We start from the raw sequence: 16,644 nt of genomic DNA on the forward strand, positions 1-16,644 counted from the left end.
AGTGATTGTCATCGTTCCCACGGCGCGGGTACACGGATATATGCCATGCCGGCCGCCTCCGCCGCGGCCACCCCGAGGTCGGTGTCCTCGAAGACCAGGCAGTTCTCCGGGGCCACCCCGAGCAGCCGGGCGCCGGTCAGATACCCCTCCGGGTCGGGTTTCGGCCGCGCGTAGTCCTCGGCGCAGACCAGCACCTCGAACCGGTTCATCAGGTCCAGCGCGGTCAGCGACGCGGTCACCGACTCGCGGGTACTGCCGGACACCACCCCGAACGGCACCCGCCCGTACGACGCGTCGATGTGCTCGAGCACCCCCGGCACCGCGGTGATCGTCGGGAGCATCGCCTGGAACAGCTCCTCACGCCGGGCCGCGACCACGTCGATCGGCATGTCCAGACCCTGCATCCGGTTCAGATCGGTGATCACGTCGACGACGGTGCGGCCGCCCCACGAGTAGAAGAGGTCCTGCGGGAACTCGGCGCCCCACTCGGCCAGGGTCTCCAGCCAGGCCCGATGGTGCGCGGGCATGGAGTCGGTGATGGTCCCGTCGCAGTCGAACAGGTAGGCCTTGAATTCGCCGTCCGGCAGGGGTAGCAGCACAAACGGCACGCTACGGCCCCGTGCCTGAGCGCGCGGGCACACATGGCAGTTTGGTGACATGGACTACCGCCGCACGTACCGCGCCGCCGCCATCGTCTTCGCCGACCTGGTCTCCCGCATTCCCGCGGCCGACCTGAACGGCCCCGGCCTCGGCGAGTGGACCTTGCGTGACCTGCTCGGGCACACCGTCAGTTCGGCGTTGCGGCAGGTGCCCGCGGTGCTCGCCGACCGGGCGCCGGGCATCGTCGTACCGGTCCCGGAAGGCTATTTCGCCCTGCTCCGCCTGGCGCCGACCGAGATGGTCGGTGCCGCCCGCACCGCTTCCGCCGACGACGCCCGGGCCACCGGCACCGACCTCGGCGACGACCCGGCCCGCGAGATCAGCGGCTGGATCGGCAAGGCCACCGCGGCACTGGCAAGCGTCGCCGACGACGACGTGGTCGCCACCCCCGCCGGCGGCATGCGGGTCCGCGACTGGCTGCCCACCCGCACGTTCGAGCTGGTCGTGCACTCCTCGGACGTGGCAGCCGCGGCCGGCCTGCCCATCGAGTTCGACCCGGAGACCCTGTCCGAGTCCACCGCACTCGCCGCCCGGGTAGCCGCCCTGACCGGCGGAGGCCTGACAACCTTGCGTTCCCTCACCGGCCGCGGCCCACTCCCGGAGGGCTTCTCCATCGTCTAGATCCTTTTCTCGTACGCCACACCACAGCTCTGCCCGGTCCCCGCGAGGTCCGCGCGTCCCGAGACCGACCCGCGACCGCCGGGCGTATGCGGTGGTCCCTCCCGTTGCCGCAGGAATCCCGGCGACTCGCGCCCGCACCATCAAAGGCTGAACCCTCCCGACCACCTGTCCCGCCGGCTGGAGAATCATCCCCGGACATCGCGGGGTGAGGACCCGGCCAAACCTGCCGGACGCACGTCGCGGCCGAGGCCAACGGCTGGGAGACCGCGTGGACCGAGCCCGGACTACGCGGTCACCGGCGCCCACAGCCGCCGGGCCGACCTGAGGCAAGGCTCCCGGGCTGGATACGCCTGAGCTTCCGGGATTGTGCACCGGAGCCGGGAATCGCTTCACCAGCTCGGTACGGTTCGCTGGGCTGGCCATCTCCCGGTCAAAGCCCTTGACCTCCTGGATCGCGGTCGTCGTCTCCCGGAGCTTCGACAGCGCCGTGTCGCCCTTCGGCCTGGTCATCCTTCGGTGCTTCGCGGTCATCCTGCCGCCTCCATTCTTCGTCGATCAGATCCCGGACCACAGCCGCCAGCGAGTCACCGCGACGGTCGGCAAGAACTCCCAGCCGGTACCGATCCGCTTCGGAAAGCGCGATGTCCAGGGAGGCCGGAAACGCAGTCATTCGGCCTCGCGTGCCCATTACTTCTCCGATCTGGAATTGTTCCGGTAATGATTTTCCGGAGAATCTCGGAGTTCGTCAGAATGGCTTCGGCTGCACGAATCGCACGGTTACTGACCACACTCGCAGCCGCCGAGTGTGACCGAGTTCCGAGAGGTGATCATGCTGGAGCCACAATTGCGACATGCCAAGACGGGCAATTTGCACTCAGCCCCAGGTGACGCCCAGAATGAGTTCACCGACAGTCGGGAGGCGAGCAGCCCATGTCAATGGATCTTGTTCTCACCAGTTCAGCCGCAGCAGCGGCCGCCTATTTGATGTTGATTGGCATGATCGCTTTGATCGCCTCGATCCACCCGGACGACAAGCGCCGGGCTGACGCGCACAAGGTCCTGGACAAGCTGATGAGGTTCGGCCGGAGCCCGTCTCGGCGGCGTTGAGCCGGTGCCCGGGCACCGGGAACACGTGGCCGGGGTGCTCGTCCGCCAGAGGCGGTGGTGGCACCCTCCACACGCGCCGTCCGGGCCGGTGGATGGCATACGTTTCCGCAGATCAGCAACCAGAAATCCGGAGCGGCCAGCAGGCATCGAACTCGTCCCCGAAGTTCAACAGCAACTCGGCGTCCGAGGTGAGCGGCAGGTGGCGAAAGCCCACGGGGACGATTCCGTCGGACGGCCGGATATCCAGGTATGCAGAGCCCCGACTCCGGTTGGTCACACCGACCTACTTCACGGGGCGCTTCGCACGCTCCCGCTTCCGGTGGCATCGCTTCCTGGCGTCGACGGTCGGCTCATGGCCGCAGACGATCTCCGTGCCACGGCATTTGCCGGCGACGGGCTCTCGGATCGCCGCCCGAGGCGCGTGAGCTGGATGCCGAGGGTGAGGAGTGCTCCCTGCCGCCGGGCGGTGCGGGATCCCGCTATGTCCGTACCGAAAGCAGGGGTAGGTCTTTCAGGGCGGGATGAGCCGGTGGCGCGTCGGTGATGATGGCGGTGACGTGGTCCGGCGGTAGGACCCGGAACGGGGAGGCTGCTCCGATCTTCTCCTCGCTGGCCAGCACGTATGTTTCGGCTGCCCGGCTTGCCAGGGTGCGTTTCATGGCCGCCTCGTCGGGGTCTCCGGTGGTCAGGCCGGCCTCGTGGTGGACTCCTGTCACGCCCAGCAGGAACAGGTCTGCCGTGATGTCCCGGGCGGCTTCGGCTACGGCCGCGCCCGAGGTGACGGCGGAGTGTTTGAACAGGCGGCCGCCGAGCACGTAGACGTCGACCGTGGGGTGGCTGACCAGGGCGGCGGCCACGGTCACGCTGTGCGTGACGATGGTCGCCCGCAGGTCGGCGGGCAGGGCCGCCGTGACCGCCAGGGCTGTGGTGCCGCCGTCGAGCAGGACCGTGCTGCCCGGGCGGATCAGGGCTGCCGCCGCGGCCGCCACCCGTTCCTTGCTCGTTGTCGCCACTCCGGTTCGGGTGGCGTAGTCCGCGATCGCCGGGGAGATTGGCAACGCGCCGCCGTAGACGCGCTGGCACAGGCCCGCCGCGGCCATCTCGCGCAGGTCCCGGCGGATGCTGTCCTCCGCCGCGCCCAACTCGGCGGCTATCTCCTTGGCCACCAGCTTGCCGTCGGCCTGTAGCCGGGTCAGCAGGAAATCTCGGCGCTCCGCGGCCAGCATTCCTTGTTTCTCCTTATTGCTGTCGACTGTTGCGTGTTCTTGAGTGTACGGTAACCGGCATGATGATTCTGATCGCCGGACCCTACCGTTCCGGGACCGGGGACGACCCGGCCCTGCTCGACGCCAACCTGCGCCGTCTCGAAGAGGCTGCCTGGCCGGTCTTCCAGGCCGGCCACGTGCCGATGATCGGTGAGTGGGTGGCGCTGCCGGTGCTGCGCGGGGCGGGCGGCACGAGCGTTGCCGACCCGGTGGCCGAGCAGATCATGTACCCGACCGCGGAGCGCCTGCTGGAGCTCTGCGGCGCGGTGCTGCGACTGCCCGGCGCGTCGAAGGGCGCCGACCAGGACGTGGCAATCGCGCAGAAACGTGGAATTCCCGTCTACTACGACGTGGCATCGATTCCCGCCGCTTGACAGGGATCGACGGCGGCCGTTGAGTGTTACCCGGAGGTGACGCGATGATCGTTCGCCGGGCCGTACTCGTCGCCACACTGATCGCCGGGGTCCTCGTCGGCACTCCGGCCGCCGCCGCCCCGCCGGTGTGCACCGCACCCACGCCCAGCACCACCCAGCCGGGCTATCTCGTCGCCGATCCGGACTGCGATCCGGACGGGACACCGTTCACCGCGCTCGACGGGGCGCGGGTGCACACCGGGATCAAGGACGGCGCGGCCTATCGGATCGAGGTGCCGCGGGAGTGGAACGGGAAGCTGGTCGTCTACGCGCACGGCTACCGCGGCACCGGGACCACGGTGTACGTGGGCAACCCCGACCTGCGCAAGCACTACATCGACCGGGGATTCGCGTGGGCGGCGTCCAGCTACGCGACCAACGGGTACGACGTGGGGCAGGGCGTGACCGACACGTACGCGCTGCTCGGGATCTTCCGGAAGATCGCCCGGCCGAGCCTGGTCTACATCTCCGGCGCGTCGATGGGCGGGCACGTCACGGCGGTGGCGATCGAGAGGTATCCGCGGGCGTTCGCCGGGGCGATGCCGTACTGCGGGGTCCTCGGTGACGTCGAACTGTTCGACTACTTCCTGGACGCGAACGTGACGGCGGCGGCACTGGCCGGGGTGAGGATCGAGTTCCCGCTGCGGCCGGGCGCCGGCTATCCGGCGCGCTGGGCGGCGCAGGTGGCGCAGATCCGGGCTTCCCTGGACAAGCCGACCTGGTCCGACGTGCTGGAACGGCGCAGCGGCGGCGAACGGCCCGGCTTCGACGGAGCGTTCGCCTACTGGGACGCCGCCTCGCAGAACGAGCTGCCGTTCCTGTTCAGCCTCTGGCCCGGCCTGAGCGGCGGCACGGCCGGCATCGCCTCCGGCAACCTGACCGACAACAGGCGCACGGTCTACCAGATCGACGACCGGCGGCAGCTCACCAAGACGGAGAAGAAGCTGAACGCCTCGGTGCTGCGGATCGCCCCGACCGCCCGCGACGGCGTCCCCCGGATCAGCGGCCGGGCGACGATCCCGGTGCTGTCCCTGCACGGCATCGGCGACCTGTTCGTCCCGTTCTCGATGGAGCAGGAGTACGCCCGGACCTCACCGCGGTTCGTCTCCCGCGCCATCCGCGACGTGGCGCACTGCGGCTTCACCGCCCCCGAGCTGACCCGAGGCTTCGACGACCTGGTCACCTGGGTCGAACACGGCCGCCGCCCGGCCGGCGACCCGATCCTGGACCGGCGCGCGGTGGCCGACCCGAACTTCGGCTGCCGCTTCACCGTCGGGACGAGACCGCAGTTCGCGCCCTGCCCCGCACCGGCTCAGGCGACCGGCCGAAGCCAGGGATCCGGGTCGAGCGCGGCGAAGCCGATGCCGGCCGGCTTCTCGTAGAGGTCCCGGGTGAGGACGATCATTTCCGGTCGTACGACATCGCCGTTCTCGCTCAGACAGCACCCACCGCCATCTGCCGTGCCGATCATGCGGCGTACCCGTCGACCGTGTGCGCCAGGATCTCGCGGAAGGCGCGGGCCGCCGGAGAGGCGGCGCCGGAGAGGCGCTGGGCGGTGAAGATGGTGCGGTGTGGGGCGCCGTCCAGTTCCAGCAGGCGGGCCGTGGTGCCGCGGCCGGCCCGGATCAGGTCGGGGATCAGGGCGACCGCGTTGCCGGACTCCACCAGGCGCATGTGGGCCTGCAGGTCGGCGGTCTCGTAGCGGACGTCCGGTTCGAAGCCGGCGCGGCGGCACACCTGTTCGGCGAAGTGCCGGGACGCGGCGCCGTGCGGTTCCATCACCCACGGCATGTGCCGGGCGGTGTCCAGGGAGTCGACCGGGTGCAGGGACTGCGGCGGTGGGGGCAGGGCCAGCCGGATCGCGTCGGTGGTCAGGTCGTGCCGGTCCAGGCCGGGGTGGTGCGGGGCGGCGTGTGCCGGGTACTGCTCGGCGATCACCATGTCGAAGTCGCGGGCCCATGTCTCACGAAGTGCTTCTTCGGGCTCCCGTTGGGTCATCTCCACCCGCACATCGGGGTACAGGGAAGCCATGGCACGCAGCGTGGCGGGCATGAAGGCGAGCGCCGCCGACTGGAAGACGGCCACCCGCACCCGGCCGGTGACGGTGGCCGCGGCGGCCTGCAACCGGGCCTCGGCCCGTTCCAGGGTGTCCAGGACCTCGCCGACCGACGCGACCAGAACCTCGGCCTGCGGCGTCAGCTGCACCCGGCGCCCGGCTTTGCGCAACAGTTGGGTGCCGGTCTCCCGTTCCAGCTGGCTGAGCTGTTGGGACACGGCGGACGGGGTGAAGTTGAGGGCTTCGGCGACGGCGGCGATCGTGCCGCGGACGGCCAGTTCGCGCAGCAGGATCAGACGGCGGATCTCCAGCACCGCAATACGTTAGCTCAACTTAACCACATAGCTCAGAAAGCATCGCTTTTCCTAAGGTGATGCAGGACTTCAGACTGTTGCGCATAACGGAAGGAGTTCCCGATGTCTGAGATCGCCGAAGAGACGATCGCCCTTGTCCGGCGCTGGCTGCGCGAGGCCGCGGACGTCCCGGTCGGCGGTTCGGCCGCGCAGCTCGCCGCTGTGCTGCGCGACCCGAAAGGCCTGGCGTTCACCGTCGGTTTTGTCGACGGTGTTATCCGCCCCGAGGACCTGCGGGTCAGCGCCCGCACGCTGCGCGCCCTGTCCCGGGACGTGCCCGGTTTCCTTCCCGCCCACCTGCGGCTCGCGGTCAAGGCCGGTGGCGCGCTCGCCCCGGTGATGCCCGGTGTGGTGGTCCCGATCGCCCGCCGCGCGCTGCGCCACATGGTCGGGCACCTGATCGTCGACGCCACCGACGCCCGTCTGGGCAAGGCGATCAAGAAGATCAAGCAGCGGGACGTACGCCTGAACGTCAACCTGCTCGGCGAGGCCGTCCTGGGCAAGGGTGAGGCCACCCACCGGCTGCGGAGCACCGAGAAGCTGCTGGCCCGGCCGGACGTCGACTACGTGTCGATCAAGGTGTCGTCGGCGGTCGCCCCGCACAACCCGTGGGCGTTCGACGAGGCCGTCTCGGACATCGCCGAGAAGCTGCTGCCGCTGTTCATGCTGGCCGCCAACTCCGGCAAGTTCGTCAACCTGGACATGGAGGAGTACAAGGATCTCGATCTGACGATCGCGGTCTTCACCAGGCTCCTCGACCGGCCCGACATGCTGAACCTGGAAGCCGGCATCGTGCTGCAGGCCTACCTGCCGGACGCGCTCGGTGCGATGCGGCGGCTGCAGGAGTGGTCCGCGGCCCGCCGCGAGCAGGGTGGCGCCGGCATCAAGGTGCGCCTGGTCAAGGGCGCGAACCTGCCGATGGAGCGGGTCGAGGCGGAACTGCACGGCTGGCCGGTCGCCACCTGCGACAGCAAGCAGGACACCGACGCCAACTACAAGCGGGTCCTCGACTACGCGCTGCAGGCCGACCGGATCGGCAACGTGCGCCTCGGCGTGGCCGGGCACAACCTGTTCGACATCGCGTACGCGTGGATCCTCGCCGGTCAGCGCGGGGTCCGCGCGGGCATCGAGTTCGAGATGCTGCTCGGCATGGCCGAGGGCCAGGCCGAGGCGGTCCGGCGCGAGGTCGGCGGTCTGTTGCTCTACACGCCTGTGGTACGCCCGGAGCAGTTCGACGTGGCCATCGCGTACCTGATCCGCCGTCTCGAAGAGGGCGCGAGCACCGACAACTTCATGTCCGCGGTGTTCGAGCTGCACACGAACGAGGCGCTGTTCGACCGGGAGCGCGACCGTTTCCTGGCGTCCCTGCGGGATCTCGCCACGAGTCCGGAGCCGACCACGCACCGGGTGCCCGACCGGTTCGCCGCCGTCCCGCGCAGTGTGCCGGGCCTGTTCGTGAACACCCCGGACACCGACCCGGCCGTCGCCGTCAACCGTACCGAGGTCCGTACCCTGCTCGCCCGGGTGGAGTCGTCGCGGCTCGGCCTGGACCTGCCCCGCATCGGCGACCGGGAGCACCTGGACCAGGCGCTGGAGAAGGCGGCCGCCGCCAGTTGGGGCGCCGCCGACCGGCGGGCCGTCCTGCACGCCGTCGGTGACGCCCTGGAGATCCACCGGACCACCCTGCTCGAGGTGATGGCCGCCGAGGCCGGCAAGACCGTCGACCAGGCCGACCCGGAGGTGTCCGAGGCGATCGACTTCGCCCACTACTACGCCGAACTGGCCGGGGAACTCGCCCACGTCGACGGGGCCGTCCCCGTTCCGGCCCGGCTCACCCTGGTCACGCCGCCGTGGAACTTCCCGGTCGCGATCCCGGCCGGTTCGGTGCTGGCCGCCCTGGCCGCCGGCTCGTCGGTGGTGCTCAAGCCGGCCGGTCCGGCCGAACGCTGCGGCACCGTGCTCGCCGGGATCATCCGGGACGCGCTGTCCGCGGCCGGCGCCGACGCCGACCTGCTCACCCTGCTGCAGGTCGACGAGGGCACGCTGGGCCGGGAACTGATCGCGCACCCGCTGGTCGACCGGGTCATCCTGACCGGGGCGTACGAGACGGCCGAGCTCTTCCGTTCGTTCCGTTCCGACCTGCCGCTGCTGGCCGAGACCAGTGGCAAGAACGCCATCATCGTCACCCCCAGCGCCGACCTGGACCTGGCGGTCAAGGACGTGGTCGCCTCCGCGTTCGGGCACGCCGGGCAGAAGTGCTCGGCCGCGTCCCTGGTGGTGCTGGTCGGGTCGGTGGCCCGCTCGCAGCGGTTCCGCACCCAGTTGCTGGACGCGGTGTCGTCGCTGGACGTCGGCTACCCGTCGGACCCGCGGACCAAGATGGGCCCGCTCGTCGAACCGGCCGCCGGCAAGCTCCTCGACGGCCTCACCAAACTCGGTGACGGCGAGGAGTGGCTGCTCGAGCCGCGCAAGCTGGACGACAGCGGCAAGCTGTGGAGCCCGGGCATCCGCGACGGCATCCGCCGCGGCTCGGAGTACCACCGGGTCGAGTACTTCGGCCCGATCCTCGGCATCATGATCGCCGGCAGCCTGGACGAGGCGATCGACATCGTCAACGAGGTGGAGTACGGGCTGACCTCCGGCCTGCACTCGCTGGACGCGGGCGAGATCCGCACCTGGCTGGACCGGATCCAGGCCGGCAACCTGTACGTCAACCGGGGCATCACCGGGGCCATCGTGCGGCGGCAGCCGTTCGGCGGCTGGAAGAAGTCGGCGGTCGGTCCCGGCACCAAGGCGGGCGGCCCCAACTACCTGACCGGCCTCACCGGGTGGGCGTCCCGCCCGGCCACCACCAAGACCGAGATCGACCACCCTGGTGTACGGGCCCTGCTGGCCGACGCCCGGGCGGTGGTCGACGAGATCGAGTTCGCGGGTCTGGACCGCGCCGCCCGCAGCGACGCCGCCTTCGACTTCCGAACCGCCGCCGACGTCTCGGCCCTGGAGGTGGAACGCAACGTGTTCCGCTACCTGCCGGCCCCGGCGACGGTCCGGCTGGCCGACGGCGGTTCGGTGGCCGACCTGGTCCGGGTGCTGTCCGCGGCCCTGCTGACCGGCGCCGATGTCCGGGTCTCCACGGCGGCCCCGCTGCCGGACCGGCTGGCCGCCCGCTACCCGTCCGCGACGGTGGAGGACGACGCCACGTTCGCGGCGTCGGTGCGGGCCGGCCGGATCCGCCTGATCGGCGGCGACGCCACCACCCTGGCGGCCGCCACGAACGGCCGCCCGGACGTGGCCGTCTGGTCCGGCCCGGTGACCGAGGCCGGCCGTCTGGAACTGCTGCCGTTCCTGCACGAGCAGGCGGTGAGCATCACCGCCCACCGGTTCGGCAACCCGCTCCCGCTGGCCGCCGAGGTCCTCTGACCTCGTACCGCCCGACGCCCTCCGCGCTTCCCCCGTGGCGCGGAGGGCGTCGTCGTGTCAGTTCGGTGGCATCACCGGACCAGGGCGGTGAGTTCCGCCACCTCGGCGGGGCTCAGTGACACGGTCGCCGCCGCGACGTTCTCCTCCAGGTGCGCGATCCGGGAGGTGCCGGGGATCGGGATCACGTTCGGGGCGCGGTGCAGCAGCCAGGACAGGGCCAGCTGTGCCGGGGTGACACCGTGCCGGTCGGCCGCGGCGGCCAGGACACCACCGGGCCGGGCCAGCTCACCGGTCGCCATCGGGAACCACGGGATGAAGGCCATTCCCGCGGTACGGGTGTGCTCGAGGACGTCCTCGGCGCCGCGCGCGCTCAGGTTGTACATGTTCTGCACCGAGACCACGTCGGCGACCGGCCGGGCCGCCTCGATCTCGGCGACGCTCACCTCGGAGAGCCCGATGTGCCGGATCTTGCCCTCCTTCTGCATCCGGGCCAGTTCGCCGAGGCTGTCCTCGAGCGGCACCACCGGGTCGATCCGGTGCAGCTGGTAGAGGTCGACGTGGTCCACGCCGAGGCGGCGCAGCGACATCTCCAGTGCCTGGCGCAGGTATTCCGGGCGGCCCAGCGGCGGCCACTCGTCCGGGCCGGTCCGCAGCACGCCGCCCTTGGTCGCGATGACCAGGTCGTCGCGGTACGGGTGCAGGGCCTCGCGGATCAGGTCCTCGGCGACGAACGGGCCGTACGCGTCGGCGGTGTCGATGAAGTTCACCCCGAGCTCGACCGCCCGGCGCAGGACCGCGATCGCCTCGGATCGGTCGCGCGGCTCGCCCCAGTACCCGGGGCCGACGATCTGCATCGTGCCGTAGCCGATCCGGTTGACGGTCAGGTCGCCGCCGATGGTGAAGGTGCCGTTGTTCGTCATGGTGTTCTCTCTCCGTGGATCAGTGGCGCAGGGTGGCGACGAGCAGGTTCGGGTCGTTCCGGGTGAGGTAGGCGGCGCTGGGCACCAGCAGGGTGCGGCCGCGGATCACCACCGAGGTCGGGTTGGACAGGCCGTCGGCGGCGGTGAGCAGGACCTCGGTACGGTTCCCGGTCACCCGTACGACCTGGTCGGCGGTGTTGAGGGTCGCGATGATCTCGTCGCCGTGGCCGGTGAAGGTGAAGTCGTCGACGCCGGTCAGGCCGGTGGCCACCACCCGGGCCGGGCCGAGTCCCCGGGCGCCGAACGGCAGCCGCAGGATGGTGCCCTCGTCGAGGTTGGAGACGTACACCGCCCGGTTGTGGATCTTGATGCCGTTGACACCGAGCAGCCCGTTCGCGGCCAGCGCCGGATCCGCACTGACCGTGCGGACCACACCCCGCGGCGAGACGGTGTGGATGGTGCCCTGGACCGAATCGGTCACGTAGAGCAGGCCGCTCGCCGGATCCCGGGTCATGCCGTTGGGCAGGCCGCCGGAGGGCAGCGCGGCGAGCTGCCGGGGCCGGCCGCCCTCGGTGAACGTCCAGACACCGGTCTCGGTGGAGCCGGTGGCATAGGCGACGTAGAAGGTTCGGCCGTCCCGGACCAGGCCGGTGACCAGCGGGAACCCGAGGGCCGGGGTCACCGCGGCCGGGTCGGCGGGTGCGGGCGGCGTGGCCAGGACACGGATCCGGCCGTCGGCGCCGACCCGGGCCACCTGACGGCTGCCGGCGAAGGTGACGTCGACGCTGCCGTCACGGTCCAGGACGATGTTCTCCGGCATCTGCCCGGCGGCCAGGTCGAAGTGAACGGCGATACGGACGCCGGAGACGGGTGCGGGGACGGAAGCTTCGGCGGGCGCACCGGCGGCCACGGCGCCGGCACCGGCCAGCACCGCGGCGAGCAGGGCCCGGCGGTTCAGGGTGATGTTCACGAGTCCGACACTGCGCCCGGTCCGCGGTACGGCAACAGCCCTGGTCGTGGCTACCCCTGGCAGGGTCAGGCACCGCCGGGGCAGGCCGCGCATACTCGATCCCGTGAACACCGACGAGTGGCCGCTGGGCGATGTCCTGCAGGCGTGGCGGGCCCGGGTCACCCCCGAGGACGCCGGACTGGCGACGTACGGCGACCGGCGCCGCGTCACCGGGCTGCGCCGGGAGGAACTCGCGCTGCTGGCCGGGATGAGCGCCTCCTACTACACCCGCCTCGAACAGGGCCAGTCCCGCAACGCCTCGCCCGAGGTCCTCGACGCGATCGCCCGCGCGCTGCGGCTCAACGACGCCGAACGCGCGCACCTGCACGTCCTGGCCGGCACCGGCCCCGCCCGGCGGGCGATCCGGCCGCCGGAGCCGGAGCAGGTGGATCCGGCACTGGCCGGCCTGCTCGCCGCGATCGGTGACGTGCCGGCGATCGTGCTCGGGCGCCGCACCGACGTGCTCGCCTGGAACACCACCGGGCACGCCCTGCTGGGTTTCGGCACCGACCGGGACGCGCATCCCAACATGGCCGAGATGGTCTTCACCGACCCGCACCAGCGGGATCTCTACGTCGACTGGCCCGCCAAGGCCCGCGCCGTCGTCGGCAACCTGCGCCTCACCGCCGGGCGCCACCCGGACGACACGATGCTGGCCGCGCTCATCGGCCGGCTGTCGATGCGCAGCGCCGAATTCGCCACACTCTGGGCCGACCACAGTGTCCAGGCGTGCTCCACCACCGACTACGAGCTGCACCATCCGCTGGTGGGGCGCCTCACCACCACCCAGCAGTCGCTGCGGTCGCTGAGCAGCCCGGAACAGATCCTGGTCACCTGCACGGCACCGGCCGGCACCCCGTCAGTCGAGGCGCTGGCGCTGCTCGCCCTGGCTACCGGTCGTGACAGAGGATGAAGTCGGCGAAGACGTAGCGCCCGGGAGCCGGACCGGTTTCGATCAGAGCCGCCCGGATGTCCCGCAGGTGGCCGGGAGTCATCTGCGGCGGCGGCTCGCCGGGCTGGAACGTGGTGCCGATCGGGTAGTCGACACCCGGCTCGGTGGTCATCTCGATGTGGCAACCCAGGACGTGGGTGACCGGGTTCTCCTCGGCGAACCGGACCAGCGTGTCGATGCTGGACCGGAACGCCGGCCAGTCGTCGATGTAGAGCCGGCCCCGGTAGACGGTGTCCCCGGTGAACAGCAGCCCGGTGAGCCGGTCGTAGAAGGTCACCGCCGCCTCGTTGTGACCGGGCGTGACCAGGCAGTCCAGCGCCCGGCCGCCCAGCTCCAGCACCGCCGACCCGATCTCCCCGGTCAGACCCAGATAAGCCCACGCGGCGGTACGGGCGGCGGGCACCACCGTCGTTGCGGGCCGGCCCTCGAACTGGGCGTCGGCGGCCCGGTGATCGCGGTGGTCGTGGGTGTGCAGGACCAGCAGCCGGTAGTCGTCCCGCGGGTGATCGGCCAGCCAGGACCCGATCAGATCGTCGACGGTGCGGCGTAGCGGGAACGACACCGGATCGGCGGTGGCGCCGGTGTCCAGCAGCAGCGCGCGGTCGTCACCGAACAGCAGGAACAGGAACGGGCCCTCGTAGTCGACGGTCTTGCTCTGCCGCAGGACGAACGTGTGCTCGTTGTAGGCGTGCACCTGGATCGCCGGGGACGAGGCGGCGCCGTGGATCCACTCGACGTCCAGGGTGCCGGCCATGATGTCCATCGACGACCACGATAGTCGCTCAGGCCCCGAAACGGCGGTTCCGGGCCGCGTACGAGCGCAGCGCCCGCAGAAAGTCGATCTCCCGGAAGCCGGGCCAGAAGGCGTCGCAGAAGTACAGCTCCGAATGGGCGGCCTGCCACAGCAGGAAACCTGACGTGCGGTGCTCGCCGGAAGTACGGATCACCAGATCGGGGTCGGGCTGGTCGCCGGTGTAGAGGTGCGCGGCGATCCGGTCGGCGGTCAGGCGCCGGGCGGCGTCGGCCACGCCGTAGCCGGCCCGGGACTCGGCTTCGAGCAGCTCACGGACGGCGTCGACGATCTCCTCCCGGCCGTCGTAACCGATCGCGACGTTCAGATGGAAACCGGTGGCCGAGTCCCGGGTGGCGTCGGCGGCCAGCTTCAGCGCGTGCCGGGTCGAATCGGGCAGCACGTCCAGACGGCCGGCGACGTGCACCCGCCACACCGACACCGGGCGGGACAGGCGCTCGGCCACCACGTCCTCGATCATCCGCATCAGGTTGTCCACCTCGCCGGAGTCCCGTTTACGCACGTTGTCGACCGAGGCCACGAACACCGTGACATGCCTGATGCCCCGCTCCGCACACCAGCCGATAACCTCGTCGAGGTGTTCAGCGCCGTACCGATGGCCGATCCACGGATCACCGAACCCCATCCGGCGGGCCCAGCGCCGGTTGCCGTCCATCACCATCGCCACATGCCGGGGCACCACCGCCGGATCGAGTTGCCGACGCAGCCGCCGGGCATAGAACGCGTAGACCATCCGCATCATGCCCCGCAGCGAACCACCCACCAGCACCACCGGCCCCCACCGACACAGGACCCACACGAAATCTCCACGGCCCCGGAACCCCATCGCATCGTCGTAGGGCGGGTCGACGTCTCCGTGGACTGCTCGACAGTGAAGCTGGAAAAGGCTTCCCGATCGCTCGTTCCAGAACCAGCGCGGCAATCAAGACGACGACTGGTCTGGTCAGGGCTTTGATGACGTGCTTCCGTGAAACGTCGACGCGATGCCGGTTCAACCGTTGCGCGAATGCCTCCGGAGGTTCATCCCGAGAAAGCGTGAGGTTGGTTGCGGTATCGGCCGGATTCCGATCGGGTCGCGTCCGGGACGCCGGCCGGCCCGCGCCTGGTGGGGACGCGGGCCGGGTGGTTGGTATGTCGGGGCTGGGTCAGGCCTTGCGGAGGCGGACGGTGATCGTGTCGCCCTGGTGGTGCAGGGTGGCTCGGTAGCCGGGGGTGGTCACGATGACCCTGGCGAACTGGCCTCGTACCCAGCGGGCCTTCAGGACCGGGATCGGGGCGTCGTACTTGTCGTTCTTGGCTACCGCCACCTCGAGGATCGTGCCGGAGCCGATGACGGCCTCGCCGCCCACCGTGAGCGGGGGTGCTCCGTGCGGGCGGACCGTCAGGGACAGTTTGCCGGAGCTGAGTCGGGCCGAACCGCTGACGTGGGTCTTCGCCGCGGTCAGGTGCAGGGTGCCGCCGCTGACCGTCAGATCGCCGGTGCCCAGGGCCGACTTCGAAGCGGCGACCAGGGTGCCGCCGGCCACCGTCGTACCGCCGCGGTAGTCGTTGTCCCCGGTGAGCGTCAGCGAGCCGGTGCCCAGCTTGATCAGGCCGCCCCGGCCCTCGATGTCGTTGCGCCACACGTCGGCGGCGGCGAGACCGGTCGCGGCGGCGTCCAGGCTGACGGCGACCGTCCGGTCGAACGCGCCGTAACCGTCGGCGGCGGCGAACAGGTTGATGTGGCCCCACTGTTCGGGGCCGTCCAGGATCGGGTTGCCGGCGGGCAGGCCGGTGGTGCGCAGGACCTCGCGGCGCTGGGCGGCGTCCAGGTAGGGCAGACGGGTCTCCAGCAGCACCTCGGCGCCCCGCGGCACCTCGAAACGGAGGTTCGAGCGGCGTGACGGCAGGCCGTAGGTGAACTTCGGCGCGACGATGCGGGCGTTGGTGTCGCGGTCGGCGCCGGACCGGGCGTACGGCAGCAGGTCCTTGAAGTAGGTGGACGCCTGCGCCCGCGCCTCGGCCTTGAGTGTCGCGTTGGCCGGGTCGTTGAGGATGGCGGCGGCGAGCGCGGTGCCGAGGATCCGGCCGCCGATCACGTCGGCGGGGGAGTGCATGCCGGTGACGATCCGGGTATGTGCCAGGTCGAAGGCGGTGGTGATCATCTCCTGGAAGCGTTCCGGCACCGCGTAGGCGAACGCGAGCGCGGCCAGGAACAGCGCGTTGGTGTGCCCGGAGACGTAGCCGCCGTCCTCGGCGGGGGTGGTGCTGCGCTGCCGGAGCAGGGTCGGCGTGACCACCACGTCGGACTGGTAGACCGGGAAACCGAACGCGTCGATCGCGCCGGTGTCGATGACCTGACCGTTCTCGGTCATCCGCCACGGCCGCGGGTACTGGAACGCGAACTTGCTCGGGTTGCCGGACGACCAGTTGCCGCGCAGCGTGTTCACCAGCGTGACGATGGTGCCCAGCTCGGAGGTGGGGGAGCCAGCGCCGAGAGCGGACCCGGCGGGCGCACCGGCCGGGATCGTGTCGCTGACCGTGGTCGCGGGCGTGGTGGCGGGCGCCGCGGTGATGCCGGTGACGGCGAGCGCGCCGGCCTTGTAGGCGTCGGCGAGCGGGCCGAGGCCGGCGATCACCGAGTAGCTCTGGTGCTGACGGTCCACGACGAACGACCGGGCCGCCTCGGCGGCGGTGCGGTTGCGGGTCGTGGTCACCACGTACCGGACGTTGGCCCGCAGGAACGCCTGGTCCAGGACGGTGCCGTTGTTCCAGGCGGTGCCGGTGCTCCACACCTTCTGGAAACCGGACAGGATCCGTACGGCGGCGTTGGTCTCCGCAGTGAGGTTTGCCGTGGTGTTGGTCCGGTAGGCGTCAATAAAAGAGGGGGAGACCGAAGCGGCCCGGGCGGGGGAGGCCAGGCCGGAAGCGCCGGCGGCGGCGCCGGCGAGCAGGAGAGTGCGGCGGCTGAGGTTCACGAGCAGCGAGACTCGACGGGGCACACGACGGTTCCACCAACGCGCGCTTGTAGGGATGTGAATTATTTTCAAAAGGCCTTCCATCGCCGGGTTGCCGATC

Annotated in this window: 14 protein-coding genes; 6 read left to right on the plus strand and 8 right to left on the minus strand. The window is 70.7% G+C overall.

Going from position 1 to position 16,644, the window contains the following annotated elements; all coding sequences use genetic code 11:
* Window positions 1–8 precede the first annotated feature (8 nt).
* Window positions 9–599: an HAD family hydrolase gene (locus Aco03nite_RS01535; RefSeq protein ID WP_203792735.1), complete on the minus strand. Its 591-nt coding sequence runs from the start codon at window positions 597–599 to the stop codon at window positions 9–11.
* Between the two features lie 58 nt (window positions 600–657).
* On the opposite strand from Aco03nite_RS01535, the gene Aco03nite_RS01540 reads away from it, so the two are divergent.
* Window positions 658–1,281, plus strand: a complete 624-nt coding sequence (locus Aco03nite_RS01540) for a maleylpyruvate isomerase N-terminal domain-containing protein (RefSeq protein WP_203792736.1) — start codon at window positions 658–660, stop codon at window positions 1,279–1,281.
* Between the two features lie 439 nt (window positions 1,282–1,720).
* Entirely contained in the window at window positions 1,721–1,999 is a 279-nt protein-coding gene (locus tag Aco03nite_RS01545; protein WP_203792737.1) for a hypothetical protein, read from the plus strand.
* Between the two features lie 868 nt (window positions 2,000–2,867).
* On the opposite strand, the gene Aco03nite_RS01550 is transcribed toward Aco03nite_RS01545, so the two are convergent.
* Window positions 2,868–3,614 (minus strand): DeoR/GlpR family DNA-binding transcription regulator, encoded by a 747-nt coding sequence (locus Aco03nite_RS01550; RefSeq protein WP_203792738.1) that lies wholly within the window; start codon window positions 3,612–3,614, stop codon window positions 2,868–2,870.
* Window positions 3,615–3,673: 59 nt separating this feature from the next.
* Between Aco03nite_RS01550 and Aco03nite_RS01555 the strand changes: the two genes are divergently transcribed.
* Both Aco03nite_RS01555 and Aco03nite_RS01560 read left to right on the plus strand, forming a co-directional pair.
* Window positions 3,674–4,027 (plus strand): DUF4406 domain-containing protein, encoded by a 354-nt coding sequence (locus tag Aco03nite_RS01555; RefSeq protein WP_203792739.1) that lies wholly within the window; start codon window positions 3,674–3,676, stop codon window positions 4,025–4,027.
* Window positions 4,028–4,071: 44 nt separating this feature from the next.
* Window positions 4,072–5,448 (plus strand): alpha/beta hydrolase family protein, encoded by a 1,377-nt coding sequence (locus Aco03nite_RS01560; protein ID WP_239144832.1) that lies wholly within the window; start codon window positions 4,072–4,074, stop codon window positions 5,446–5,448.
* Between the two features lie 85 nt (window positions 5,449–5,533).
* On the opposite strand, the gene Aco03nite_RS01565 is transcribed toward Aco03nite_RS01560, so the two are convergent.
* The gene (locus Aco03nite_RS01565; protein ID WP_203792740.1) at window positions 5,534–6,436 is read right to left on the minus strand and encodes a LysR family transcriptional regulator; all 903 of its coding nucleotides are present in this window, start codon (window positions 6,434–6,436) and stop codon (window positions 5,534–5,536) included.
* Window positions 6,437–6,538: 102 nt separating this feature from the next.
* Between Aco03nite_RS01565 and Aco03nite_RS01570 the strand changes: the two genes are divergently transcribed.
* Window positions 6,539–9,895 (plus strand): bifunctional proline dehydrogenase/L-glutamate gamma-semialdehyde dehydrogenase, encoded by a 3,357-nt coding sequence (locus Aco03nite_RS01570; protein ID WP_203792741.1) that lies wholly within the window; start codon window positions 6,539–6,541, stop codon window positions 9,893–9,895.
* Between the two features lie 71 nt (window positions 9,896–9,966).
* On the opposite strand, the gene Aco03nite_RS01575 is transcribed toward Aco03nite_RS01570, so the two are convergent.
* Together Aco03nite_RS01575 and Aco03nite_RS01580 are read right to left on the minus strand one after the other, a co-directional pair.
* Complete coding sequence (locus Aco03nite_RS01575) at window positions 9,967–10,815, minus strand: aldo/keto reductase (RefSeq protein ID WP_203792742.1); 849 nt, start codon at window positions 10,813–10,815, stop codon at window positions 9,967–9,969.
* 19 nt (window positions 10,816–10,834) lie between these two features.
* Window positions 10,835–11,785: an SMP-30/gluconolactonase/LRE family protein gene (locus tag Aco03nite_RS01580; protein ID WP_203792743.1), complete on the minus strand. Its 951-nt coding sequence runs from the start codon at window positions 11,783–11,785 to the stop codon at window positions 10,835–10,837.
* Window positions 11,786–11,888: 103 nt separating this feature from the next.
* On the opposite strand from Aco03nite_RS01580, the gene Aco03nite_RS01585 reads away from it, so the two are divergent.
* Complete coding sequence (locus Aco03nite_RS01585; RefSeq protein ID WP_239144833.1) at window positions 11,889–12,737, plus strand: helix-turn-helix transcriptional regulator; 849 nt, start codon at window positions 11,889–11,891, stop codon at window positions 12,735–12,737.
* On the opposite strand, the gene Aco03nite_RS01590 is transcribed toward Aco03nite_RS01585, so the two are convergent.
* The 3 genes from Aco03nite_RS01590 to Aco03nite_RS01600 all read right to left on the minus strand — a co-directional run bounded on the left by Aco03nite_RS01590 (window position 12,715) and on the right by Aco03nite_RS01600 (window position 16,568).
* Window positions 12,715–13,539: an MBL fold metallo-hydrolase gene (locus Aco03nite_RS01590; protein WP_203792745.1), complete on the minus strand. Its 825-nt coding sequence runs from the start codon at window positions 13,537–13,539 to the stop codon at window positions 12,715–12,717. The two genes, Aco03nite_RS01585 and Aco03nite_RS01590, sit on opposite strands and share 23 nt — an antisense overlap.
* A gap of 19 nt (window positions 13,540–13,558) precedes the next feature.
* Window positions 13,559–14,386, minus strand: a complete 828-nt coding sequence (gene uppS, locus Aco03nite_RS01595; protein ID WP_239144834.1) for a polyprenyl diphosphate synthase — start codon at window positions 14,384–14,386, stop codon at window positions 13,559–13,561.
* Between the two features lie 346 nt (window positions 14,387–14,732).
* Entirely contained in the window at window positions 14,733–16,568 is a 1,836-nt protein-coding gene (locus Aco03nite_RS01600; protein WP_239144835.1) for a phosphatase PAP2 family protein, read from the minus strand.
* Between the last annotated feature and the right edge of the window lie 76 nt (window positions 16,569–16,644).

The sequence above is a fragment of the Actinoplanes couchii genome, assembly GCF_016862075.1.
Classification (GTDB): Bacteria; Actinomycetota; Actinomycetes; order Mycobacteriales; family Micromonosporaceae; genus Actinoplanes; species Actinoplanes couchii.